This is a genomic window from Bacillus sp. BF2-3 (assembly GCF_008368795.1).
Classification (GTDB): Bacteria; Bacillota; Bacilli; order Bacillales; family Bacillaceae_G; genus Bacillus_A; species Bacillus_A cereus.
Genome location: NZ_QOSA01000020.1, coordinates 74,376 through 96,610 on the forward strand (window position 1 = coordinate 74,376; position 22,235 = coordinate 96,610).

A 22,235-nucleotide genomic window follows, 5' to 3' on the forward strand; every position below is an offset into this window, starting at 1 on the left:
CAACAGTTTCAGCGGCATCATCATTTGAATTGTTTTTTTGAAATTTCGTAATCCAAAAATCCCTTTACCTTTCCCAACTATGGAATAGAAAGATCCATTTCTCCACCAACAGTATAATTAAAAATATCAGTATCGATAGAATGTAGATATGCATTTTTCCTTATCTTTGATTTCTAGTCGATATATTTTGATAAATCAGTCTTACCATTTCCTTCGACTATATTATAAATAGCTACTAAAGAAGCATTCCCACCCAATTTAATCAAGGCTTCCATAATTTCCTCTACCCAAATATTATACGGCATAAAGCCGCCCCTAATTAATAGTTGATGGTATTGTTGAGTCTTTGCAACCTTGTTAGAAAATCTTTATACAATCTTCTAAAAGTGTTTTGCTAATAGATAAGTTCCAAGCCCTCATTCTGCTATGCCAACGTTTATGATTCAAGAAGTTTTCCCATGTAATTTCATAAATAGAATTTAATGTTATATCTTTATTGAAAACAACTATTACTACATATTCAAATTTTTGTTTTTCTTCAATTTCACTATCCGGTTCATTTAATCCATAGAAGACACCTGTTACTTTTCCTGTTGTTGATTTAATACTATATCGATCTCCGTTGATACTTATTGCGTCAATATTCTGGGTTCCTGTTGGTGCAGCTTGAAGTTTAGGTAGTTTAGGGTTTTCCTTATAATATTTAATAGCTAGGTATTCACCGAGTTCACCAATAACATTATTAGTTCTAATCATTCCCCTAGCTTTCAATTCCGCTAGCCACACACCGTAAATACTAATTAAATTATAGTCATTCATTGCCTTTAATATATCCCTAATATCTTCAGTCATCTTTTTCCCCCTTGATAAATCTATAGAAGAATACTCTTACTTTTTATTTTATTGGAATTAAGTTTCATCTGAATCTATATCATTTTTCTTATGAATTTTCAAAAGATTCTCGACGAAAGAAAAGTCATTATTTTGAGAGTAAATTTGCCGATACATACTTTCATTCGTTCCTTTATCCTAGTTTTTATTATTTTGTTTCTATTGAGTAGCTTGATATATTAGTGGGCTTCTAGGGATTCAAGTCGAATGAAAGATACCACATCTACTTGTAGTATCTTTCATTCATTTTTTTATTTGGTAACTTACCAAAGTAGAGAATGTTAATTATTTATAACAAGTTTATCCAGTTCAGGGTTTTGTCCAGCTGCATTAGCTGCAGCTATAAAGGAATTTTTTATGTCCTCATTGCTAAATAAAGATTTCACGTCCGGATAAATATTTCTATATTCCTCGAAATATTTTTTGTACCGATTTTCTAAATTAGCATAACCCTCCCTTTCTTTATCAAATCCAAAGTGTGTCGAGAACTTTATTCCATCTTTTTCAGTCCAGAATGGATAAGAATCAAAATCATCTTTGCCATTGTACATCATATTCAAAAATCCCATAATCATATCTCTTGGTCTAAAACCCTCACTAATACTAAAATTAGTATATTGTTGAAAATCTAACTCGCCATAGTTTACTTCTTGTTCAAACATTAACAAAAATAATGTTATAAGTGCCTCTAACTTTTCTTTATCTTTCTCTCCAGAATAAAAATCTTCACCATGCCAAACTTTAAGACAATCTTCAAATGTTGCGTGTCTTTTCAAGTCATCAAATAAATTAAAGTGAGTTGCATCCCCACCATTATACAAGACCTCGTACCTATTTCCTGTATCTAAATAAAAATCGAACATTCCATTTCTTCCGTTCCAAAATTCCCCAGTTCCCCAACCTTGCTTTAGTCTCTCAGCAGACATCCCATCTTCAATCTTTTTTTCAATCTTCTTTTTGGCTTTAAATCCTACCAGCCCGGAGTAGCTTCTGTACTCAATACCAAAAGTTCCATACTTTGTAGACTCATACACCTTAAAAGATGGTCTAACCTTTTTTAAACCGCCACCAATAAATTTTTCTTTGTAGGTAATTCTACTTTTATAATAATCATTTAATTGCATACCACTTTCAAATTCTTTTTTATCGAAACTTTCATTCCGATTAAAATCGCTTGATACCAATTTAAAGTAATTTTCATGTAAAAATAAAAGGATTTTTGCATGAATTTCATAGATTCCCATATAAATATCCACCCTTTGTTTTTTAGTAAAATAATTCTATTTGATTATATAATACTATAGATATTTTAATTCTACTTTTTTCAAAAAGAGGGTCATAACTTAGTTGTCATAAATGGACGGTAAAAAAGAGGCTATTACATAATGAAATACGGATACGTACGAGTAAGTACAGTGTCAAAAGAATTAGATGTACAATTAACAGCATTAGAAAATGAAGGCTGTGACAATATTTATTCTGAGAAGTTTACAGGAACAAAATCAGACAGACCCCAGTTAAAAGAAGTTCTTTCAATCCTAAAAGAAGGTGATACATTAGTTGTCACTAAACTAGATAGACTAGCAAGAAACACTGTTGATGGAATCGTGATTGTAAAAGGACTATTAGAAGATACCACAAAGGGAAGGTTCTTTTTAACTACATTATTAGCAGTGGCAGAAATGGAAAGAAACTTAATTATAGAACGTAATCAGGAAGGCAAAGTCATTGCCAAACAGCGTGACGACTTTAGGGAAGGTAGCGTTGCGTTGTTTCCTTTCTTTTGATAATGCAAGATGTATCGCTTCATAATAATTGTAGTAATATCCTCGACATTAATAACATCATGTTCTAAACAGAAATTTTCAAACTGTTTCAGAATATCCCGATAGCTTTGTAGCGTTTTCGATGTAATATTTTTAAACTCTCTATCGTCCAAAAAATCAAGGACAGCAAATTTTAACAAAAAAAACCACACCGCATTTTTTGCGAAGTGATTTTCGTTTAGTCATACCGGTTTGGTAATGACCATAACATTTTTAATTGTTAAGAAACGTACTCAAATTCTTGATATAACTAACTGTATGACCCGGAGAGGCTTGAATTCACGACTTCCACCCTGTCATTGTAAAGCTCTTATCCTATATTAGTGTTACTAAATTTTTTTATACAATCCCCTTGCACCTACCCCAACGTCATCCCCTAACCTAAAGAAGACAAAATAAAAAGGGGGACCAAACCACTCATGAAAACCACCAAAATAGAAAAAAGAAACACCATCATCATGCTACTACTCTCAGCCGTAATAGGAATCTTTTCACCACTACTCATGTACAGCACACTGGCACGTAAAAATGAGGTGTACAAGTACCATTGCCGAAAGGCGTTCAACTTTCATTTGTTAATCTTTCTTCTATTTAATATTAGTACGCGTATTAGTGATGTTTTGTTTTGGATTGTATTTATCTTTGAGGTAGTTCAAGTGATCATTGTTGCGTGGAAAGTAATACGTGATGAACCGTATCGTTATTTCATTCGAATTCCGTTATTTAAAGAAGATAAGTACGCGTTGGAAGGAGAATAGGTGATGAAACAAGAAGTGGAGGTAAAGGGAAAGCAATTTTTTGTTATGGTTGCAGTGTTGTTTATTGCAATTTATATTGTTTTACGAAAAAGAATGTATGAGTACTTTTATGATGGTATTAGTGAGTATGAAAATCGTTATAGAAGGAATATTCCTTTTTTATTGCTTGTTATAGGTTTATTTCAATATTGTCGGCAGAATGAGATGAGTTTTTCTCGTATGCTTCAGTATGTGAGAGAGAAGTTAGCGGAGTAGGTGATGTTATGGCGTGGATGATTAGTGAGTTTGCAAGTGTTGGGAATGTTACGGTGCGGACGCTTCGTTATTATGACAAGATTAATTTATTAAAGCCAAGCGATTATACTGAGGGAGGTCATCGGTTATATACAAAAGATGATTTGTATGTGCTACAGCAAATTCAATCGTTTAAGCATCTCGGTTTTTCGCTTGGGGAAATTCAAAATATTATATTACAGCGGAATGTAGAGACTGAAGATTTTTTAAGACAAATGCATTTTCAAAGGGAATTGCTTTTGGCAGAGCAAGAAAGAATTGCGAAGGTGCTTTCGCATATGGATGAGATGACGAAGAAGTTTCAAAAGGAAGAACGAGTGGATGTCGCTTTGTTTTCTTCGTTTTTGCAAACCTTCATATGGGAGAAAGAAAATAAAGAATGGTTAGAGGAACACTTTTCAACGGAGAGTATTCAAGCGTTTTATAATAATAAGGAATTAAAAGAAAAGTTTGATCGGCGTTTTATGGATGTGATAGGGAAGTTGAAAAAGTATAAGGAAGAAGAGAAGGATCCGAGTCATCATGACGTTCAAGTTACTTTGAAGGAATTTTTCAATTTAATAGAAGGAGTAACGAACTATCTTGATATACCTCAAAGTGATATAGAGGATATAATCCAAAAATCAGACCTTCCACTATCCGAATTCCCGGCTCTCTTCACAACCAAAGAAGAAAACTATATAAAAGAAGCAATCCAGCAGTTTAACAACTAGTTAAACTGCTTTTCCATTATAATAGAAGAAAAACCAAACGGAGGAAAAATCCCATGCCAACCTACAACAAACTAATCCGAAACAAAATTCCACAAATAATAAAATCCAACGGAAAAACACCCACAACAAGAATCCTAAATGAAGATGAATACATAGAGGAACTCTGCAAGAAAACACAAGAAGAACTAACCGAATACCTAGAAGCAGACACAAAAGAACATAAACTCGAAGAACTATCCAACCTACTAGAACTAATAAACGCCCTAGCTGAACACGAAGGCACAACACTAGAAGAAATCAACAACATCCGTGAAAAGAAAGCAGAAGAACGAGGCGGCTTTTCAGATCGAGTCTTTCTAATCGAAGTAACCGATAACTAGCCCCTCCTAAGCCCCTTACAAGCCCCTACCAAGTAATAAATCACTAAGAAAAAACATAACAAAACAAAAACACCAACAAACACCGTAGTAGGAGTCGAAAAAAAATTTGAAATAACACGCCAAAAACCCGGCCCTCCTTCCTATATATAGTACAAAGAGGAATTTTCATTTTTGAATGAGGACGGGAGGAATTAGGATGGCGGTGTATCGTAATGTGCAGGTGAATTTTTGGCAGGATGATTTTGTTTTGGATTTGACGCCGGAGGAGCGGTATTTTTATGTGTATTTGCTAACTTGTTCGAAGACGACGCAGTGCGGGATTTTTCCTTTTCCGAAGCGGTTAGCTGAGATGGAGACGGGTTATAACAGGGAGACTGTTGATAAGCTTGTGCAGCGCTTCATTGATTATGGGAAGATTCTTTATGATGCAGATACACGGGAGCTATTCGTTTTGAATTGGCTTCGTTATAATCCTGTGACGAATACGAATGTGGAGAAGTGTGTGCTTCGTGAGCTGAAGAGTGTGAAGAATAAGGAGTTTGTACATATGTTTCTTCAGAAGTGTGCGGAGGAGGAGCTGAATGTTCCGATGCTTTTAGCACATTTCGGTATGCCTGATGATTTGAATGTGGATGATGTTGAGCCGATTTGTGAGGAGACAGAGGAAGAAGAGGTTATAGAGGAAGAGACGGGAAGTCGCGTGTTTTCTTTTTATGAGCAACATTTCGGTAGTTTGTCTCCTTTTGCGGTGGAGGAACTGAGTGCGTGGATGGAAGATTTGTCAGAGGAGCTTGTGCTGAAGGCGCTTCAAATTGCGTTTGAGAATAATAAGCGGACGGTTGCTTATGTGAAGGGAATTTTGAGAGGGTGGCACGGGAAAGGATTTACGAAAGTTTCTGAGGTTGAGGCGGATACGGCGAGCTTTCGGAAGAAGGAGTCGTCTGTTAGTACGGGGGAGACGGAGGAGTTTTTGGCGAGGTGTGAGGAGTGGGAGAAGAATGCGCCATCTGAGGAAGAGTTGCAGCGCTTTTTAGCGGAGCGCGGGTGGCGGCCATGAGTATTCAAAATGTGGAGGCGGAGAAGACGGTGTTAGGTTCTCTATTAATTGATGGAGAGCTTATTAAGGAGTGCCGTTTGACGGAGCAGTATTTTTCTATGCCGGTGCATAAGTCTATATTTCAGTTAATGCGAAAAATGGAAGAAGAGGGGCAACCGATTGATCTTGTGACGTTCATTTCTAGGGTGGATCCGAAGTTTTTAGAGGGGATCGGGGGAATGGAGTATTTTATAGGGTTAATGGATAGTGTGCCTACTATTAGCAATTTCTCTTATTATGAGGGGCTTGTTCGAGGTGCGTGGAAAATGTATCAGGCTGGTGTTCTCGGGCACAAGATGGGGGAGCGTCTTATTGCGGAGAAGAGTGAGAAAGTTATCGGTGAGACGATTACGGCACTTTGTGAGTTAGAGGAGAAAGATTCTGTATGTGAGTTTGATTTGAAGGGTGCATTAGTTGATTTGTATGAGGAGCTTCATCAAGATGGGAAAGAGATTACTGGTATTGAGACTGGTTATACATCGTTAAATAAAATGACGTGCGGATTGCAGGAAGGTGATTTTGTCGTTCTTGGTGCGCGTCCTTCTATGGGGAAGACTGCGTTTGCGCTTAATGTTGGACTGCATGCGGCGAAGTCTGGAGCGGCGGTCGGATTGTTTTCGTTAGAGATGAGTAGTAAGCAATTGTTAAAAAGGATGGCATCTTGCGTAGGCGAAGTGTCAGGAGGTAGGCTGAAAAATCCGAAGCATCGTTTTGCGATGGAAGATTGGGAGAAGGTAAGTAAGGCGTTTGCGGAGATTGGTGAGTTGCCATTTGAGATTTACGACAATGCAGGCGTTACGGTACAAGATATTTGGATGCAAACTCGTAAGTTAAAGAGGAAGCACGGTGATAAAAAGATTTTAATTATTGTAGATTACTTGCAGCTTATTACGGGCGATCCGAAGCATAAGGGTAATCGATTTCAAGAGATTAGTGAGATTTCTCGTAAGCTTAAGGTATTAGCACGTGAGTTAAATGTTTGTGTAGTAGCGTTATCACAGTTATCTCGTTCTGTAGAGTCGCGGCAAGATAAGCGTCCGCTTTTATCTGATTTAAGAGAGACGGGGCAAATTGAGCAAGATGCGGATGTCATTATGCTTATGTATCGCGAAGATTATTACGATAAGGAAACGAAGCAGAAAGAGATGACGGAGATTCATGTGGCGAAGCATCGGAATGGACCTGTGGGGAGTTTTAAGTTGAGGTTTTTGAAGGAGTTTGGGCGGTTTGTGGAGATTGGATGATAAAATAGAAGAAGGCATATAAAAAGGTAAAGGAGTGGTTACGGATGACAAAAGTAGGTCGTTTATATGAACAAGAGAAGCAAGAAGAAATTGATAAAGCACTTTCGGCAGCTGGAATGCTTTTTAAAGGAATGAGTGTAGAAGAAATAGCTAAAAATTAGATGTAACAATTGAAAAGGTGAAAGAGTGGGAGAAGCGTTTATCTCATTAATCGCTGGGGTAATGGCAGCGTCTGTATAAATTTATACAAAAATAGCCGAATATTTATTATATAATAGTCGGCTATTTTTGTACGGAGAAGTTGTTAGGTTTAATACGCAAATCTTTTGGTTTGCTCTTGAATATGCTACTTATTTCCCCATAAAGAAAGACTTTCTCTCTGCAGTAATCCACTGCTGCAAGTCATCTTGGCTACGTCGGACAAGTCGATTTACTAAAACATCATGCCATACATAATCCTCTAATAAGTATATATGAACGGGGTCATCTGTATAAAAAGCAATATTACGCTCTTCAAGTGATGGTCCATAAATCATCTCTTTAGAATCTATCGATACAATAAACCAATGTTCTGTAGACAAGGTTTCTGTATAAGGTGTTATGCGGTGGGCTTCTAGATTTTTAATGGGATTTTCAACATGTAGGGTAATACCTTGTATTGTAACTTTATCAGCTACTTCAGATAGATCTTCTTTTAACGCTTCATACATCTCATCCCACATTGAAATGACAATACGTCGTTCTGCTTTTTTTATTAATGCCTGACAATAGCTAATGATTGTTTGATTGTCTTTTAAAGTAATTACTCGATTATCCGTTTTTTCCTCGGAAGTTTCTAGTTTTTTTAATGAATCACTTATTCCTTCGTAAGTAGATTGCCATTCTGTTTGCGCTTTCTGTAAAAAGATTTCAACAGGTAGAGGTGAATAGCGGGTGGTGTCATTTATTTCTTCTTTCATGACAATTCCTTTTTCTACAAGGTTACCTAAAATCTCATAAATTCGCGCTCTTGGGACACCCGAATCCTTACTCACTTGATAGGCTGTGACAGGCCCCTGTTTAACAAGAGATACATAAGATTTAGCTTCATATTCATTGAAACCAATTTTTTTAAGCTGTTGCACTATGTAGTCCACTTTTTTCGTCCTCCGATGTTTGCTTTTATATTTCAACGTTACAATAACTATTTACATTTAGCAAATTATTAGTTACTATTCGAATAGTGACTAAAGGGGAGGTTAATAGTATGGATTTTTATTTAGACCCATCTGTATTAATGATTTTGATCGCTTTTGGATTTTTAGCTGCATTTATTGATTCAGTTGTAGGTGGTGGTGGACTCATTGCTTTACCAGCTTTATTATTTACAGGACTGAATCCAGCAAGTGCAGTAGCTACGAATAAACTAGCATCGACAATGGGAAGTGCAACTAGTAATATTGTGTTTTATCGTTCTGGTAATCTTGATTTGAAATCGGCGTTTAAATTAGTTCCGCTCACTTTCATAGGTTCCATAATAGGGGCATGGACCGTTCATTTAATGAATCCAGAAGTACTGAAGCCATTGATGTTGATTATGCTTGGTGCGGTCGCTATTTATACGATATTTAAAAAGGATTGGGGTAGTATTTCCACTCATAAGAAATTGTCTGGTCGACACGTCATTATTTTTACTTTCTTTGTTTTTGCTATTGGTTTTTATGATGGATTTCTAGGTCCTGGAACAGGTTCATTTTTAATGTTTTCTCTTTTATTTATTGGGTATGATTTTTTAAAAGCAGCAGGTAATGCGAAGCTTCTTAATTTAGGAAGTAATGTTGGTGCATTGTTGATGTTTATGTATGTAGGGCAAGTCAACTATGCATATGGTTTTATAATGGGGATTGCTCAAATTGCTGGAGGGATTGTTGGCTCCAAATTCGCTATAAAAAAAGGAAGCGGGTATGTTCGTGCTCTGTTCATTACAGTAACTTGTTTATTGTTAGCGAAAAATCTGTATGACTATATTCAGTAAGTAATTAAAGAACGTAGAAAAGGTCAAAGATGCAGATTACATAAAATATAAGAAGACACTAGGGAGAAAATTCCTTTTAACATTTTTTAGATGCTACCTTATTTGAAGATAGCATCTAAAAAGAAAATCTAATTGAAGAGAATGAAAATAATATAAACTCATATTTTTCTGGGGTATGTTTATTGATCATAGTGAAATGTTTATTCTATATTCTTCTTATAATTAGGCCTCAACAAACTCTTAAAATCTAACTCAGCAATTAGCACACTCAGCAATATAAGCGTAGCCCCTAAGTATCCTTTTCCTGTCAGCGTTTCACCTGTGAAGACGAAAGCAAAGCCTGCGGAAAAGACAGGTTCTAATGAAAAAATAAGACCTGTATGGGTAGGTGTCGTGTATTGCTGGGCAATTACTTGCACGATGAATGCGACTGCGGTGCAAAATATGCTTAAAGCTAATATGATGAGCCATGAGTTGATCGTACTAGGAAGTTTTGGTGTTTCCATAATGAATGAAAAAATAAGACTAAATAGACCGACGAAACCTAGTTGCACTACTCCAAGTGCAATGGAATTCACATGTTTCGTTACGCTTCCAGTAATGATGACGTGGATCGCATAAAATAGGGCAGACAGTATGCAAAATATATCGCCGTTACCGATTTTGAATTCGCTCGTTAATGTTAATAAGCCGATTCCTATTATCGTTAAAATGATTCCTACTATAACTTTCTTTTCCGGAATGTGTTTTAAAAATATAGCTGATAATATTGGAATGAAAATGACTGTGAGACATAGTAAGAAACCAGCATTAGAAACACTCGTATACTTTGTACCGAAAGTCGCGAAAATATAAACGATAAATAAGACAGAAGCAAGTATAAATGCATATTTTACAGTTTTAAAATCAACTTTGAATAAATGTTTGTAAAATATTAAACCTGATAAAAGAAAAGCGATAATAAATCGTAATGCAATTAAATTATATTCTTCTATGCCATCAAGTCCAAGCTTTGTAAGTAGGATGGATGCACCCCAAAAAAATGTAACTAGTAGTAACATTAAATCCGCTTTTAATTGTAGTTTCATTTCTATTCCCTCGTTATGTATAAATTTTATAAGCCCATACCCCTATCCCCATTTTTAATTTTAATATTAATTCTGAATATTTGTAACTTAAATTTATCGACGGTTTTTTCAGAACAATTGGGAAGTAATAGTATGTATAAAAAAAAGCCCAGTTTGGAGGGGCTTTTTTCTATGTAAAATTTCATTTGTTTTGTTTACATAATACCTTTACAATCATTTGATAAAATAAAATCAACTGCATATTGTGAGGGTGGATGGTTATCCCTTCTTTCTATTCGGAAGGAAAGGAGGTGATAATATGGAGTTTTTGTTTGACCTTGTAAAAGAGTTTGTCAAAGCGACTGTGCGCGAAGTTTCAGCGTATTTTTTGCGGAAGCAACTTCTGGATAAGGACAACAAAAAACCCACTCCGCGCCGTCACAAGCAAAAGGGTGGGTTCCGCAAAAAGAAATAGCTTATAATAACCACCACCCTAAGCGGTAGCAGTTAGGGAAGAGATGTGAGCGCATCTCTTCTTTTTATTATATGCCATTTTATTTGATGTCATACTTATATAGTATTCTATGGAAAATATATCATATTCCTATTTTGTGGTCAATTTGATCCCGCTTTAACGGGCAGTAAGACCCCCACCTCAAAATTCAGTGGAAGCAAAGAAGTTAGGTGGGGGTCGGGCTGTCCGTAAAAGTCCGATTGGTGAAGGCTAATAATCAGTGGGGGATGAACAAAACCCCCACTGATTAAAGTTTCAATTTGATTGAATGATTGAAAAGGTGTAGTCTTATTCCTTTTCAAACTGAAAAATATCCCGATTAATGAGTTGGTGGAGGTACCTATCCATTTCAGCAGCAGAAACGCTTTTTTTATTTTTAAACCACCATGTGCTTAATGAGGTGATTGCCCCTGAATAAAACTCAATGATTAAATCATTTGGTATCGTATGGTTTTTGCAAAGCTGATTTAATGCTTCTATTTCTTGTTTTCTCGTTTCGTGACTTAAATAATGTGTACGGGTAATAAATTGTTCATCAGACATTTGCGTTTCTAATATTTTACCGAGTTCTTCATGATGTAGGAATTGTTCCATTACTTGAAATGGTTTACTTAATCGATCTGAAACCGGTATTTCAGCAATCATCTTGCCGTATCGTTTAAATCCAAATGTTAATAAAGCATCTTTATCTTCAAAGTGTTTATAAAAGGTTGTTCGGTGTACCATAGCGCGGTCACATATTTGGTTAATCGTGATCGTACTATATTTCTGTTTTGATTGCGTCATTAATTCAAATAAGGAATCCCACAGTAATTTATGTGTACGTCTAATACGTAAATCAAGTTGTTTTTCGTTATCATTCATCTACAATTCTCCTTTTTTGTAGATTAAATATACAGTGGTTGAAAATTGATTCTCCCTTTTTAATCTACATATGTATATTATATTACATGTGTTTAGGTATATTTAAAGTTTTTTAAGTAAGAAACAGGAGGAGAATCTGTAAATGAATATGACAACTAAGAGCCCTGCAAGTGGCAAAGTTGATACTTCTAATTTGAAACATACCCCCATTTTAATTGCGTTACTTTTAGGAGCAATGGTTGCATTATTAAATGAAACATTACTTGGTAATGCGTTAACAGTATTAATGAAAGAATTTGACGTAACAGCTTCAACGATTCAATGGCTTTCTACAGCTTACATGTTGGTGGTTGGGGTTTTAGTCCCAATTACAGCGTTACTTCAGCAATGGCTCACAACGAGACAAATGTTTTTGATCGCTATGGTAACGTTTTTAGCTGGTACATTAATTGCGGGATTTGCACCAACATTTTCTGTTTTATTAATCGGCCGTATCGTCCAAGCTATAGCGACAGGGTTAATTTCACCGTTATTAATGAATACGATTTTAATTATTTGTCCGCCTGAAAAACGTGGTGCGACAATGGGATTAATCGCACTCGTGATGATGGCAGCTCCGGCAATTGGCCCTACATTATCTGGAGTAATTGTGGATTCATTAAATTGGCGCTGGTTATTCTATATTGTTATTCCTATCGTGATCATTTCCATTATGATTGGGATGAAGTACATTCAAAATGTTTCAGAGTTAACAAGGCCAAAAGTAGATTACCCATCTATCCTTTTATCGACATTAGGATTTGGCGGGCTTGTGTATAGCTTTAGTGCATCGGGTGATTTAGGGTGGTCCGATGCAAAAGTGTATGGTACTTTAATTGTTGGGCTTATCTCATTATGTATTTTTGCCGTTCGACAATTGAAAATTGAGAATCCAATTTTAGAATTACGAGCATTTAAAGTTCCGATGTTTACATTATCAGTCGGATTAATTGTCATTGTGATGATGTCGTTATTTTCAACGATGACTTTATTACCGATGTTCCTGCAAACAGTTTTACTCGTTACAGCTTTTAAGTCAGGGATCATCATGCTTCCGGGAAGTATTATTAGCGCTATAATGGGACCGATTGCAGGTAAACTATTTGATAAATTTAGTCCGAAAGTTATTATCGTTCCCGGCATTGTGTTAGTAGGGATTGCAATGTTCTTATTTAAAGGCATTACTCCTGATACATCAATGTTACAAATTATTATTATGCATAGCGTATTAATGGTTGGACTTATGTTTGTCATGACAGCACAAACATACGGTTTAAATCAATTAACACCAGATTTATATCCGCATGGAACCGCACTGTTTAATACGTTGCAACAAGTAGCTGGTGCAATTGGTACAGCTATCTTTATTTCGAAAATGTCTTCAGGAACAACTAAGTATATGGAAAGCTCCGCAAATCCACTGGATCCAGTAGAGAAGTTAAACGGTTTAACTTCAGGGTTCCAAGGTGCATTTGCACTTGGGTTAATCTTTATTATTGTTGCATTTATCGTATCGTTATTCTTAAAAGAGGAGAAAGAAGGAGTAAAGGAAGCGAGAGTTTTACAGAACGAACATTAAGGTTTATATAAAAAAGACATCTTTCCCTAGCAAAGATGTCTTTTTCATATTTTTTTCGTAACACTTGTTTTGGTTGTCTTCATACATAAGAATTGGTATGTACAATATTTATCCTTTTTGAGAATAACGATGCAAAGCTGTGCTAATAACTAAAAGTCCAATAATGAGAGAGTGTGTTCTTATAATAAGTTCTGCCGCTAATAGTTCACCAGATGATTTAGTGACATCGTATATAGATTCTGTTATGAGAATAGGCATAGTCATGATTATGAAGTTATTATATTTGCATTAAACGATTTGCGCGTTTTTTTATAGTGAAAATTAGAGACTCTTCAATAAAAAGGAATTAAATATGGTATTCTTTAGTTAAGATATTTAAACGAAGACAGGGGAAATGAAGATGGACAAGAAGCTAACGTATTGGCTAGCATCTATTATAGGGGGAGTAGTACTTGCAACTGGTATGACTTATGGAATGTTACAGTTTGCTGAAGTCCCGCTTAAGAGTGAGGACCATGTTTTTGCAGAGGTTAATAAAGAAGACATACTATCGAATGAAGCAGAAGTGAAAGGTTCAAATGCACAACTTCACATTACAGTAACTTCTACTGAAGAAGAAGTTATTTCAGCTATGCATAGCATGACTCATCAAAAAGTAAAAGCGTGTGAAGGAAAGGGAGCAACCCCTATGTCCAAAAAGAATGCAGAGAAAGTAAGAAATATTCTAAACGGAAACAATTTCAAGAACAAAGAAGAGCTATTAGCAATTACTGAAAGATGGGCAAATAGAGATTTTAGTAAAATTTTAGAAGAACATAACTATTTTATTAAACTTCAAGGTGGCAAGATAGGTGAAGCTACAGTAATGGATACGGTAGACGAGCAAGTATTCTGTCTCAATACTTTCGGTGATGATGTAACGGCTGCATTAGTTAAATCAGGAGATCTTCAAGCGCTGTAAGGTGTTTTTTCTTTAATATAAAGAAAGCCTCAAGTATTCATATACTTGAGGCTTTTCTAATGGAAAGATAGGAATGATCCGAATTCCTTACATTAAGAACAAAGTGGAATTACTCCTAAACCAATTAATAAAGCTGCAGCAACTGCTGGAATTGGTACAGGAATTTGAATACCTTCTACAAACAAGAAATACTGACCACTTACTATTTTAAAACAAACTACTTGCATGGCTATTCCTCCCTTCTTTTGGAATTAATACATTATATTAATTAATCTATTTATTGATATAGTTAAATTATTCATTTTTAAAAATATAGTTAATATGTGAATAGTTTTCGAAAGGACCTGCTCAATCAATGCGGAAAAACATAAGATGAAACGAATCCATTAAAATACATGAGTGAACCTTAGTTTTCCCCTCTTATCTAAAGGAGGAACTATTATGGGTTATGGTGGTAGTTGTGGCGGTTGTGGCTTCTCGGGAGGCTTCGCTTTATTAGTTGTGTTATTCATTTTATTAATCATTGTTGGAGCTTCTTGCTTCTGCTAAAAACTATTGGAAAAGACACTCATATGGAGTGTCTTTTCTTTCGTGCAAAATGATTCCTGATAATATCCAACTGTATATAGTATACGGTATATTTTTTCCTCATTAGACATATAAAAATGTTGGAGGGATGTTATGAAACTAGTAGGGAAGCACATTTATATTCGGCTTTATAAAACTGCTGATGCTAACGAGTTAGCTAACTTACATATTAGAAATCGCGAATTTTTTCAACGAGTTTGCCCGTTGCTCCCAGAAGTTTTTTATACAGAAGAACATCAAAAAATACGTCTTGAACAAGCTCTAAAAAAGACAGCTGAAGGGCAAGTATACCCTTTCGGAATCTTTTTAAGAGAAAATGATAAACTGATTGGAGACATTTCATTAACTCAAATTGTTAGGGGAGACCTCCAAAGCTGTTATACGGGATTTACTTTAGATAAGGAGCATAATGCAAATGGCTATACAACAGAGGCTCTTCAACTTGTTGTAGATTTTGCTTTTAGGGAATTAAAGCTACATAGAATTGAAGCAGGAGCGATGCTTGATAATATAGCATCTATTTGTGTATTAGAAAAAGTGGGGTTTAAAAAAGAAGGTATAGCGAAAGAAAATATAAGGATTAATGGCAAATGGACAGATCATCAAATATTAGCTATCATCAACAGTTTGGATGTGTAAGTAAGCACATTTCAATTCCAATAATAGGACGTTATGTCAAACTCACATGTATGCTCCATTTATTTCACAGTTTATCTATCTTATATAATGATACAATGAAGATAATATTAGGAAATTGTGGGGATGATTACGTTGCTTACTTTAATAAAATTTGTAGTTAGTTATGCTGCAAGTCTATTTGCTTTTATTTTTGGATGGTTCTTAATTTCATATATTTTTAATCCTAGCTTTATTCACCCGGACGTTTTACAGGGATTCATAAAAACTATCGTCACTTATGGTAGTATACCAGCTCTTATAGCTTGTTTACTTGGGGAAGTCTTATATAGGAAAATTAAACGATGTAGAGAGTTTCAATTTGGAATTCCTTTATTTATAGGACTAGCAGTTATCTATACACTCATACCATTTCTTTTTCTTTTTACTTTTTCTTTTTCACATTTCTTTTATTTCGTTGCACCTGTTATGATGGGGTCCTTAGTTTTTTATTTAGTGCGTAGAAAAATATAATTATAATAGATATGTCTGAATCACCAGTTTCAAAAAGCCTTCACGCAATGATGATTGCATGAAGGCTTTTGATGTTTTCTTATTTTTTTGTCTCGTTAACCCATGTAATAATGTCCTGGATGACGTATTCGGGAACGTTAGCAGGGATTTCGTATTCACTAGGAAGACTTAATTCCCCGTCACCCTCCGTGAAGAAATGATTCAATTTCGGATATTTTTTGAACTGAACATTCCCGCGGTTTGAAAGTCCTTTCTGCCATTTTGTATATTCGTTTTTTACTGTTACTTGATAATCGCGTGCTCCTTGCAGAATGAGTAAAGGCTCTTTTCGTGATTTTGCCTCTTCAACTGGACGCCACCTAGAAACATCATACATAAAATGAGGTGACCCAAAATTGTAGCCAGCTGGAGGATGGTCAGGATTGAAAGTAGGATCCTGAATAAAAGCAGCTTGTCTTTTTAGTTCATCGATTTCTTCCTTTGACGCCCCAAGGTATTCATACTGATCAATGGCAATTTCAGTCAAAGGGCGTGCAGGTGGTGCGAGTAAGATGCTTCCTCGGACAAGTGAGGAAGGCGCTTTGCTCAGTATACGCGGCATTGTGCCAGCTCCTAGGCTATGTCCAAGAATGAAAATATTATTTGGATCAATGCCTTCCTGCTGCGCTGCTGATTTTGCTGCATATATGGCATCATCTGTAGTATCACGGTCTAACGTAATGGGTTCTGCACTCATCTTTAATGCATGTTCTAAGGTGCGTTTTTCATAGCGCAACACTGCAATTCCGTTGGATGAAAGTCCCACCGCAATGTCTCGTAAGATTTTTGTTCCCATATATGTGCTATCGCGATCATGGATGCCAGCACCATGAACAAGAACAACTAAGGGCAGCTTTTCACCACGCTTATGTTTCGGAACTGTTAATGTCGCTGGTAACGGATAGGTAGAATTTCCAATGACGATTTCACGTTCTTGATAGGAGTTAGGTTGATCATAGCTAGGATGGGGGATGGTAAAAGATTCCTCGGGTGGCCTTTCTCCAATTTCATCTACTTTCCCGCCAGGTGTGAATTTAAGGAGTAGTGGTATGGTAGTTCCTTCGGTAGCTGCTGGAATTTCTACCGTCTGATGGACCAAGTTTCGTTCTTTTATCACAGGGGTTCCCATGCTTTTTATCCCGCTCCAGCCACTTTGTGTCCACCAGTTTTGTAATGTGGTTGCTGTAAACTTGGATTGAAAAGCAGTAGACGTCAACTGTAGTGCCTCTGCATATTTACCTTGCTGGAGATATTCAAAAAATAATGATGTAAGCTCCGTTAAAGAGACTAGTTTCTTTTCAGCAGATTGTTCCTCGTGTGTATCTGCGTGAATAGTTGTGGTAAGCGGGAAAGATAAAACGCCTAAAGAAAAGAGTAGGGGAAAGGTAAGTATTGATCTTTGTATTTTCTTTTTTTTATTCATGTTTTAACCTCCAATATGTGATGGTAAAAAACAGGTATGGTAATTAGAATTCTGGTGCGAAAACTTCAAAATATTTGCAAGCAATCTCTAAAACTTGGACATACTCATATTATTATTCTAAAAAAACGTAGCTTTCTTCTCTTGTCACATGCATATTAATCCCAGAAATAATCTTTCTTCCTTCACTTTATATTTTGATTATACGAAACAAAGCTCTCGTTTTTCTTACTTGATACTTACAAATTCCTTAAGTAAAGGATATTTTAAAATCTTAGCTTGATGAATATGTAGCGGTACTCCTATGTTAAGAGATAGCTTAAGGACCGAGGATTATATTGTTTTTATAAAGGGTTGATGTTATGTTTGTTTTGTAACATATCGTGTTTTATGCATGTAGGAGGATTTATTGAAGAAATTATTAATATTGTTTTTATTAGCTACATTTTGTCTACAGATTACAGGATGTTCTAATAATATGGGTACACTAAGGGAGAAGTCTAAAACTTCAACAACTGTGAAGTCTAAACGCATCAATAAAGGGTGGTACAAACATATGTAATAGTTTGTATCACCCTTTGTTGATGATAGAAGTCATAAAGAAAAGACACCCTAAGGTGCCTTCCTTCGACTTGAACCATCTTAATTTTAATAATATATTGGACTCCCATCCAACTATTATTTTACCATGTTAAATTGTTTTATTCATTGAGAAATATGCTTTAAATATATATTTTTAAAAAATATATAGATTTGAACAATATGTATACGAGCCACATATCAAAAAAAGACACTCTCAAGAGTGCCTCTCCTTAGCAGCCGAATCCGCCGCCCCAACAGCTAGCGCCAACGATGATTAATAAGATGAAGAGCACAACAAGTAAGGCAAATCCGCCGCCGAAACCACAGCCTCCACCACAACTACCTCCATAGCCCATATTAACTCCTCCTTCCATAAAGACCATTTATTAATGGATTTAATTTAATTTATGTTTTTAAGGGTGAATGGAGCAGGTCCTTAAAAAAATAAAAGGATTTTGGAAGTTAAAAAGAGTTGACGATCTTATTTTTGTCACCGGAATTTTGTCTTCTACATATTGTATTTTATTCTGTGTATTGGGGGAAGGAGGATCTTATGGCTAATTCTGAGATGATTTTACGTTTACTTACGGATTTAAAGATTGAACAACAATTGTTGAAAGAACAGTTAGAGAAAATGCAAACAGCTGTGACTATTCTTGAAGAAAAGTCAGTGACGCTTAAAGAAAAACCAGCGACTCTTAAAGAAAAAACAATGACTCCTGAAGAAAAACCATCTGTTACAAAGCAAAGAGCTTTTTCTGGACGCCCAACATCTTTTCGTGATTGGAGAGCAGCTGCTCAAAAAAATTCATAAAACTATAAAAAAAGAAGACATCAATTAAGATGTCTTCTTTTGCTTGTACAATCCAAATGAAGTTAAGAAGATATATCCATATTGCTTTAGAAATAAGAAGAAAATAACGATTGTCGACTCCTATTTTAGTTATCTATTATTTGTTTTAATTCATTTATTCGTATTATTTTTTGAGAGCCCCAGTAATGAGGCCTTTTTTATAATTGTGTTAAAGTAGAAACCCCTCAAGCATAGTGAGGGGTTACATGACTAGGGAAATGAATGGTTATTAGTGTTTAATGAGCTGAAGTTCAGGATATTGCTTCTGAATTTCTTCTAAATGATTTTCGTTTATCCCTTTTAAATTTTGATCAAAGAAGCTAGTTACTAGTTTATTAATGAGTGTATAATTTGCGGCTACATCTTCGTCTGGTTCATTAATAATAGGTGAAAATGCTGCTAAATCTGTAAAACTGGTATGGTTTGTTTTTGGAATTACCACTGTGTACACGCCCGGTTTTTCAATCGTTTTATTTCTTAAATAGGATATTTCCAATAATTCATTTTGGATTCCGGTTGTCTTTTGATTCTCCGCTTCTTTCATATAATGAATCGTCGCCTCAGCATTCATCAACATGAATGGTTTCTGAGGACCGTCTTTAGGCATTGGGTCGCCAAACAATCCGCCATCCATATCAATTGCAGCTTTAATACGCGTATCCTTTACTAACATTTGTGCGGAGGTTGCTCCGCCAAAAGAGTGACCGAACATTCCAATTTTGTCATAGTTAATTAAGTCTGCAATAGTTTTAAAACTTTTATCGAAATTACCTTTTATTACTTCGTTTAAAACAAAAGTAGTATCTTGTTCCCATTTTTGAACTATGGTATTTAAGGCCGTAGGTGTATTTTCAATTGGTATAGAGTCTACACGGTTTCCGTTAGGGAAAATCGTTGTTGCTGCATATCCTGTGAAATTAAGAGCGATTACTACATAGCCTTGACTAGCTAATTCCTCTAACTGGAATGTATTTTGTTGACCATATAATCCCATCCCATGGCCGAATAAAAGGAGGGGGAATTTTTCTTTAGCTTGAAGTGGCTTAGCATTTTGATAAGAATGTGTTTTTGTCAGCCCTAAATGTGTCGTTACGATATACGGAGCACCGTTTGTTACTGCCAATTGTTCGGCCAGTTCGTTTATGTTCTCAAAATAGACAGAAGGATTCCCTGATCCTTTTGCGGCAGGATAGTATACTTGTATCATTAACTCACGATTTCCATGATTATTTGGTACAGTTGTTTCTTTTCGATTTGTATCAATTAAATGAAAAGCTTTCGTGCCTACTGTATATTTTCCAGTAGGCTCTGGGAGTGTTATGATCGGAAAAAGTAAAGGTAATGTAAACATTGCGATAGCAGTTACGATAATTCCTAAACCTTTTAAAACTTTCATCACTAACTTTTTAGAAACGGCTGTAGTTTTTGGTTTCAAAAAAACTTGTAATGTTAAAACGAACAATAAGAAATAGGCGGGAATCATACGCCAGTTTGCACCAATTACAATGATGGTGACAAATAATAATGCATAATTTATTAGTAAAATGACTCCATTTTTTTTCGTCAAACCCCGTTTGATAAAGATGGGAATGATACTAGATAAAAGTAATACAGCAACAAAAATGATTTCTAACATTTTTAGCTCCTTTCCTAATCAACATAAATATAGATTGATAATTTAAAACCTTCTCAATTATATAACTATCTTTGATAATTGTATGCATGTAAGTAAGTTTAGAATGTTTTTATATGACATTTAAAAAAGTACTCATACGAGTACTTTTTCTTAAATGAATTATTATTTATTTTTAAACCGTTCCCCATAAATGATAAACCATACCGATAACAAAAAATGCTAGTCCTACAAATAAAACAATTAAAGCAAGTATTCCATTTTTATTATGTTCCATAAAATTAGCTCCTTTTTCATTTACTTACATACAAAAAGCCTTTAGTCGTAATTATGGCTAAAGGCCTTAATCTTCATACTTTTTAGTTTATAAAAAAGTTGCACTGCTGTATTAATTTGGAATATGATTATTTAAAGAGAAGGTGATGAGTACATGCAGGAAACAAAACAATTCCCGCTTATATCGGGAAATCTCTCATTAGATTTAGTAAATACAGAGTTAGTTAGGCGTGGACAACGTTATGATTTATTAATAACAGATGAAGATGTATTAGAATGGCTACATGTAATAAAGGTTAATCTTCCTTTTTGGAATGAAAAAACACTTATAGGAATTCAGAAGCGAATGGATCAAGTTACATCTAGCATATTAGAGGTAAGAGAAGTATTGAGAAAACAGTTTGAGGCAATTGCTGATCAGCAAGAAATTTCTAATGATTTTATTACGTATTTAGAAAAACAAATTGAGAAGGCACCATTTACATATAAAATCATTGAACAGCAGCTAGTATCTATCCCAGTTGGAGAAATCGAGGATGTACTCGCATCGTTAATTGCATTTGACGCTTTAACGTTAATAGCAGAAAATAAGCTTATTTCCCTTAAAAGGTGTTCAAATCCTGACTGTGTTTTATTATTTATAGATAAGAGTGGAAAACGAAAATGGTGTTCTATGAAAATATGTGGGAACCGGAAAAAGGTAGCAAAATTTCAGGATCGAAAATTTGAGGAAGTTTAGAGAATCAACTTATAATAGTTGATTCTTTTTTTGTATTCTCCAACTAACCTATAAAAATGATATTTACAGGTTAGTTATTGCCGAGTTATAATGGTTGGTAAATAAAGGAGGAGAACGATGAATAATATAACAGCAACTAAGCAAAAAGACCCTCAACCAATAAGTGTACGATATTTTACAAAAATGAAAGGGAAAGGAAGAAGTCCATTACAAGTAAATGTAAAGGACTCTTTAACGGGACTACTAGGGGGATTTTTAACAATTCTTACCTTAACATATTTAACGAGCATAACCTCTACAGAATTATTAATGGCTCCATTTGGTGCGAGTTGTGTATTAGCGTTTGGAGTTTGGAATGCGCCATTATCTCAGCCGCGTAATATTATTGGAGGACATTTGATTTCAACTTTCATTGGTCTATCAATATATCATTTGTTTGGGAATGAATATTGGACAATTGCTTTAGCGGTGGGGATGGCAATAGCCGTTATGATGTTAACGAGAACGACGCACCCTCCGGCAGGCGCCGATCCGATTATCGTAATTTTAGGGGCAAATAGTTGGAGTTATTTAGTAACACCAGTTTTAATTGGCTCCGTTGTTATTGTAGTTATTGCTTTATTCATTAATAATATGAGTAGTAAAAGAAGTTATCCAACTTTTTGGATGTAGTTTGTGAAGTGAAAAATAATTTAAGTGAGTATTCTATTCTTACT

Annotated in this window: 27 protein-coding genes and 1 pseudogene; 17 read left to right on the forward strand and 11 right to left on the reverse strand. The window is 35.3% G+C overall.

Translation table 11 applies throughout. The features are described from left to right. Positions 1 to 173 precede the first annotated feature (173 nt). The 3 genes from DN401_RS30210 to DN401_RS15905 form a co-directional block, all read right to left on the reverse strand. Positions 174 to 305, reverse strand: coding sequence for a hypothetical protein (locus DN401_RS30210; RefSeq protein ID WP_255481336.1), 132 nt, complete (start codon positions 303 to 305; stop codon positions 174 to 176). A gap of 52 nt (positions 306 to 357) precedes the next feature. After that, positions 358 to 852, reverse strand: a complete 495-nt coding sequence (locus DN401_RS15900; RefSeq protein ID WP_149287855.1) for a hypothetical protein — start codon at positions 850 to 852, stop codon at positions 358 to 360. A 320-nt stretch (positions 853 to 1,172) separates the two neighbouring features. Then, on the reverse strand, positions 1,173 to 2,135 hold the full coding sequence (locus DN401_RS15905; RefSeq protein ID WP_149287856.1) for a hypothetical protein: 963 nt from the start codon (positions 2,133 to 2,135) through the stop codon (positions 1,173 to 1,175). Between the two features lie 141 nt (positions 2,136 to 2,276). On the opposite strand from DN401_RS15905, the pseudogene DN401_RS15910 reads away from it, so the two are divergent. Further along, a pseudogene (locus DN401_RS15910) lies at positions 2,277 to 2,651 on the forward strand (recombinase family protein); the annotation flags it as partial. Here the strand turns inward: DN401_RS15910 and DN401_RS15915 are convergent. Beyond that, positions 2,603 to 2,869: a site-specific integrase gene (locus DN401_RS15915; protein WP_255481337.1), complete on the reverse strand. Its 267-nt coding sequence runs from the start codon at positions 2,867 to 2,869 to the stop codon at positions 2,603 to 2,605. The pseudogene DN401_RS15910 and the gene DN401_RS15915 overlap by 49 nt on opposite strands. Positions 2,870 to 3,136: 267 nt before the next feature. Between DN401_RS15915 and DN401_RS15920 the strand changes: the two genes are divergently transcribed. The 6 genes from DN401_RS15920 (at position 3,137) to dnaB (ending at position 7,202) form a co-directional block, all read left to right on the forward strand. Further along, a complete protein-coding gene (locus DN401_RS15920; protein ID WP_149287857.1) occupies positions 3,137 to 3,475 on the forward strand; it encodes a DUF4870 domain-containing protein in 339 nt (112 codons plus the stop codon). 3 nt (positions 3,476 to 3,478) lie between these two features. Further along, the gene (locus DN401_RS15925) at positions 3,479 to 3,730 is read left to right on the forward strand and encodes a hypothetical protein (protein WP_023521293.1); all 252 of its coding nucleotides are present in this window, start codon (positions 3,479 to 3,481) and stop codon (positions 3,728 to 3,730) included. Positions 3,731 to 3,738: 8 nt separating this feature from the next. After that, positions 3,739 to 4,482 carry a MerR family transcriptional regulator gene (locus DN401_RS15930; RefSeq protein WP_149287858.1) on the forward strand — a complete coding sequence of 248 codons (744 nt, stop codon included), beginning with the start codon at positions 3,739 to 3,741 and terminating at the stop codon, positions 4,480 to 4,482. Between the two features lie 53 nt (positions 4,483 to 4,535). Then, positions 4,536 to 4,862, forward strand: a complete 327-nt coding sequence (locus DN401_RS15935; protein ID WP_149287859.1) for a nucleoside triphosphate pyrophosphohydrolase — start codon at positions 4,536 to 4,538, stop codon at positions 4,860 to 4,862. Positions 4,863 to 5,058: 196 nt separating this feature from the next. Continuing rightward, positions 5,059 to 5,919, forward strand: a complete 861-nt coding sequence (locus DN401_RS15945) for a DnaD domain-containing protein (RefSeq protein WP_149287860.1) — start codon at positions 5,059 to 5,061, stop codon at positions 5,917 to 5,919. Beyond that, entirely contained in the window at positions 5,916 to 7,202 is a 1,287-nt protein-coding gene (dnaB, locus tag DN401_RS15950) for a replicative DNA helicase (RefSeq protein WP_149287861.1), read from the forward strand. The genes DN401_RS15945 and dnaB overlap by 4 nt, the downstream gene beginning before the upstream one ends. Positions 7,203 to 7,552: 350 nt before the next feature. On the opposite strand, the gene DN401_RS15955 is transcribed toward dnaB, so the two are convergent. Next, the gene (locus DN401_RS15955) at positions 7,553 to 8,338 is read right to left on the reverse strand and encodes a TrmB family transcriptional regulator (RefSeq protein ID WP_000384619.1); all 786 of its coding nucleotides are present in this window, start codon (positions 8,336 to 8,338) and stop codon (positions 7,553 to 7,555) included. Positions 8,339 to 8,448: 110 nt separating this feature from the next. Here DN401_RS15955 and DN401_RS15960 point away from each other — a divergent pair, with 110 nt between their 5' ends. Further along, positions 8,449 to 9,216: a TSUP family transporter gene (locus DN401_RS15960; RefSeq protein ID WP_000348425.1), complete on the forward strand. Its 768-nt coding sequence runs from the start codon at positions 8,449 to 8,451 to the stop codon at positions 9,214 to 9,216. 200 nt (positions 9,217 to 9,416) lie between these two features. Here DN401_RS15960 and DN401_RS15965 read toward each other — a convergent pair whose 3' ends face one another. Beyond that, positions 9,417 to 10,304 (reverse strand): DMT family transporter, encoded by an 888-nt coding sequence (locus DN401_RS15965; protein WP_049108293.1) that lies wholly within the window; start codon positions 10,302 to 10,304, stop codon positions 9,417 to 9,419. Between the two features lie 298 nt (positions 10,305 to 10,602). Between DN401_RS15965 and DN401_RS29860 the strand changes: the two genes are divergently transcribed. Next, the gene (locus DN401_RS29860; protein ID WP_000394753.1) at positions 10,603 to 10,758 is read left to right on the forward strand and encodes a hypothetical protein; all 156 of its coding nucleotides are present in this window, start codon (positions 10,603 to 10,605) and stop codon (positions 10,756 to 10,758) included. Positions 10,759 to 11,085: 327 nt separating this feature from the next. Here the strand turns inward: DN401_RS29860 and DN401_RS15970 are convergent, their stop codons facing one another. Then, positions 11,086 to 11,661, reverse strand: a complete 576-nt coding sequence (locus DN401_RS15970) for a TetR/AcrR family transcriptional regulator (RefSeq protein ID WP_000999319.1) — start codon at positions 11,659 to 11,661, stop codon at positions 11,086 to 11,088. A gap of 142 nt (positions 11,662 to 11,803) precedes the next feature. Here DN401_RS15970 and DN401_RS15975 point away from each other — a divergent pair, with 142 nt between their 5' ends. Further along, positions 11,804 to 13,279: an MDR family MFS transporter gene (locus DN401_RS15975; RefSeq protein WP_149287862.1), complete on the forward strand. Its 1,476-nt coding sequence runs from the start codon at positions 11,804 to 11,806 to the stop codon at positions 13,277 to 13,279. 400 nt (positions 13,280 to 13,679) lie between these two features. Then, entirely contained in the window at positions 13,680 to 14,240 is a 561-nt protein-coding gene (locus tag DN401_RS15980) for a PRK06770 family protein (protein WP_048558532.1), read from the forward strand. A 92-nt stretch (positions 14,241 to 14,332) separates the two neighbouring features. Here the strand turns inward: DN401_RS15980 and DN401_RS30215 are convergent, their stop codons facing one another. Next, a complete protein-coding gene (locus DN401_RS30215) occupies positions 14,333 to 14,467 on the reverse strand; it encodes a hypothetical protein (protein WP_001198456.1) in 135 nt (44 codons plus the stop codon). Positions 14,468 to 14,681: 214 nt separating this feature from the next. Here DN401_RS30215 and DN401_RS15985 point away from each other — a divergent pair, with 214 nt between their 5' ends. From DN401_RS15985 to DN401_RS15995, 3 genes are all read left to right on the forward strand, one after another. Next, positions 14,682 to 14,789, forward strand: a complete 108-nt coding sequence (locus DN401_RS15985; RefSeq protein ID WP_000540375.1) for a YjcZ family sporulation protein — start codon at positions 14,682 to 14,684, stop codon at positions 14,787 to 14,789. A gap of 132 nt (positions 14,790 to 14,921) precedes the next feature. After that, complete coding sequence (locus DN401_RS15990; protein WP_086388854.1) at positions 14,922 to 15,467, forward strand: GNAT family N-acetyltransferase; 546 nt, start codon at positions 14,922 to 14,924, stop codon at positions 15,465 to 15,467. Between the two features lie 123 nt (positions 15,468 to 15,590). Next, on the forward strand, positions 15,591 to 15,977 hold the full coding sequence (locus tag DN401_RS15995; protein ID WP_086388855.1) for a hypothetical protein: 387 nt from the start codon (positions 15,591 to 15,593) through the stop codon (positions 15,975 to 15,977). A 79-nt stretch (positions 15,978 to 16,056) separates the two neighbouring features. On the opposite strand, the gene DN401_RS16000 is transcribed toward DN401_RS15995, so the two are convergent. Continuing rightward, on the reverse strand, positions 16,057 to 17,439 hold the full coding sequence (locus DN401_RS16000) for an alpha/beta hydrolase (RefSeq protein WP_149287863.1): 1,383 nt from the start codon (positions 17,437 to 17,439) through the stop codon (positions 16,057 to 16,059). Between the two features lie 809 nt (positions 17,440 to 18,248). Further along, the gene (locus tag DN401_RS16005; RefSeq protein ID WP_000540377.1) at positions 18,249 to 18,374 is read right to left on the reverse strand and encodes a YjcZ family sporulation protein; all 126 of its coding nucleotides are present in this window, start codon (positions 18,372 to 18,374) and stop codon (positions 18,249 to 18,251) included. A 197-nt stretch (positions 18,375 to 18,571) separates the two neighbouring features. Between DN401_RS16005 and DN401_RS16010 the strand changes: the two genes are divergently transcribed. Continuing rightward, entirely contained in the window at positions 18,572 to 18,832 is a 261-nt protein-coding gene (locus tag DN401_RS16010) for a hypothetical protein (protein ID WP_000013691.1), read from the forward strand. Positions 18,833 to 19,100: 268 nt separating this feature from the next. On the opposite strand, the gene DN401_RS16015 is transcribed toward DN401_RS16010, so the two are convergent. After that, the gene (locus DN401_RS16015; RefSeq protein WP_000889696.1) at positions 19,101 to 20,507 is read right to left on the reverse strand and encodes an alpha/beta hydrolase family protein; all 1,407 of its coding nucleotides are present in this window, start codon (positions 20,505 to 20,507) and stop codon (positions 19,101 to 19,103) included. 427 nt (positions 20,508 to 20,934) lie between these two features. Between DN401_RS16015 and DN401_RS16020 the strand changes: the two genes are divergently transcribed. Further along, complete coding sequence (locus DN401_RS16020) at positions 20,935 to 21,519, forward strand: CGNR zinc finger domain-containing protein (RefSeq protein WP_001158435.1); 585 nt, start codon at positions 20,935 to 20,937, stop codon at positions 21,517 to 21,519. A gap of 117 nt (positions 21,520 to 21,636) precedes the next feature. Then, positions 21,637 to 22,191 carry an HPP family protein gene (locus DN401_RS16025; protein WP_001059994.1) on the forward strand — a complete coding sequence of 185 codons (555 nt, stop codon included), beginning with the start codon at positions 21,637 to 21,639 and terminating at the stop codon, positions 22,189 to 22,191. The last annotated feature ends 44 nt before the right edge of the window (positions 22,192 to 22,235 follow it).